Origin of the sequence: Pseudomonas inefficax (assembly GCF_900277125.1) — a bacterium.
Classification (GTDB): Bacteria; Pseudomonadota; Gammaproteobacteria; order Pseudomonadales; family Pseudomonadaceae; genus Aquipseudomonas; species Aquipseudomonas inefficax.
Window position 1 is genome coordinate 1 of record NZ_OPYN01000211.1, and the last position, 1,981, is coordinate 1,981.

Annotated in this window: 2 protein-coding genes; one reads left to right on the forward strand and one right to left on the reverse strand. The window is 65.3% G+C overall.

Annotation, left to right across the window (positions count from 1 at the left end):
• Window positions 1-205, forward strand: a 205-nt coding sequence (locus JV551A3_RS26930) for a helix-turn-helix domain-containing protein (RefSeq protein WP_133979250.1), incomplete at its 5' end; no start/stop codon positions are given.
• 134 nt (window positions 206-339) lie between these two features.
• Here JV551A3_RS26930 and JV551A3_RS26940 read toward each other — a convergent pair.
• Complete coding sequence (locus tag JV551A3_RS26940; RefSeq protein ID WP_133979252.1) at window positions 340-1,977, reverse strand: 5-guanidino-2-oxopentanoate decarboxylase; 1,638 nt, start codon at window positions 1,975-1,977, stop codon at window positions 340-342.
• Window positions 1,978-1,981: the final 4 nt, after the last annotated feature.

The following is a 1,981-nucleotide window of genomic DNA, read 5'->3' on the forward strand; positions in this document are numbered from 1 at the left end:
GACGTCGATGAGCCCGTTGCAGTACCAGAAGCAACTGCGCCTGCAGGAGGCGCGGCGGTTGATGCTCAATGACGGGATCGAGGCAGCGGTGGCAGCCTACCGGGTGGGGTATGAGAGCCCGTCACAGTTCAGCCGTGAATACAGCCGGCTGTATGGCGCGCCGCCGATTCGTGATGTGGCCAGGTTGCGGGCGACTGCTGGCTGAGTTTGGCTTTGCCTGTGCCGGCCTCTTCGCGGGTAAACCCGCTCCCACAGGTTTTGCACAGATACTGAAAACTGTGCAGTACCTGTGGGAGCGGGCAAGCCCGCGAAAGGGCCGGTACAGACGATAGCTTCACTTCAACCCAACACAGCCCCCTGCCACTGATTCTGGTCAATCTGGATCAAGGTCGGCCCCTTACGCTCCACTGCCTGCCCCAACGCCACCTGCAGCTGCGCCACATCCGCCACCTGCTCCGCCGCAGCGCCCAGGGCCCGCGCCACACCGATGAAGTCCGGCGTATGGATATCCACCCCGACCGGCTCGATCGCTCGGTTGACCATGTACTTCTTGATTTCCTCATACCCCTGGTTGTTCCACAACAGCACGATCAGCGGCACCTGCGCTTCCACCGCGCTGGCCAGCTCCGGCAAGGTGAACTGCAAACCGCCATCACCAATCAGGCACACCGCTGGGGCACGCTCGTCGACCTGTTCCGCGCTGCCCAGCCAGGCCCCCATGGCAGCTGGCAATGCGTAACCCAAGGTGCCATAGCCGGTCGAGGCATTGAACCAACGGCGTGGCTGGTCCATGTCCAGAGTCAGGTTGCCGGTGTACACCGGCTGGGTCGAATCGCCCACCAGAATGGCATTGGGCAGGCGCTCGAGAATCGCGTTCAACAAACGCGTCTGGCTCAGGGTCGGCTGGTCCCAACCCGCCGCCAGTGCCTGGCGCAATCTGGCAACCCGCGCTGCCCCCCATGTGCTTTCACGCACGGGTTGCGGCAGTGGCTGCAAGGCGCCGAGCAGCGCCTCGGCGGCCAGTTCGGCATCGGCCACCAGCGACAGCGTTGGCAGGTAATTGCGCACGGTCTGGTCTGGGTCGATGTCGATGCGCAACAGGTTGCCAGGGATCTCGAAACCACCTTTGAAGGTAATGTCATAGTCGGTTTCGGCCAGTTCGGTGCCGATCGCCAGCACCACATCGGCCTCGGCCACCAGCGCCCGCGTGGCTGGCAAAGACTGGGTCGAGCCAATCTGCAGCGGGTGGCTGGCCGGCAGCAGACCCTTGGCATTGATGGTCAGCGCCACCGGCGCCTGCAGGTGGTCGGCCAGGCGCGCCAGCGCAGCGCCCGCGGCCAATGCGCCGCCCCCGGCCAGGATCAATGGCCGCCTTGCATTGGCCAGGCGCTCGGCCATCTGCGCCACGGCCTGCGGCGCTGCCCCCGCCCGGCTACTGCGCACCACGCGCCCCGGCAACAGGTGATCGGCCGGCTCGACCAGCACATCGAGCGGGATCTCGATATGCACCGGGCGCGGTCGGCCTCCTTCGAACACGGCGAATGCCCGGGCCAGCACCTGCGGCAGGTCATCGGCACTCATCAGGGTGTGGGAAAAAGCCGCCACACCCGACACCAGCGCGGCCTGGTTGGGTAATTCATGCAGCTTGCCGCGACCACCGCCTAGCTGGTCGCGCGACTGCACGCTGGAAATCACCAGCATCGGGATCGAGTCGGCATAGGCCTGGCCCATGGCAGTGGTGATGTTGGTCATGCCCGGGCCGGTGATGATGAAGCACACCCCCGGTTTGCCGCGGGTGCGCGCATAACCGTCGGCCATGAACCCGGCACCCTGCTCGTGGCGCGGGGTGACATGGCGGATCGAGGAGCCCGCCAGGCCGCGGTAGAGCTCCACGGTATGCACGCCAGGAATGCCGAAGACATGGTCCACGCCATCGCCTTCAAGTAGTTTTATTAGGACTTCTCCGCCGCTTCCCATCGGG

What these genes read in the sequence shown, in the direction of transcription:
- JV551A3_RS26940 (WP_133979252.1), bottom strand. Translation starts at nt 1,977, where the DNA reads ATGGGAAGCGGCGGAGAAGTCCTAATAAAACTACTTGAAGGCGATGGC.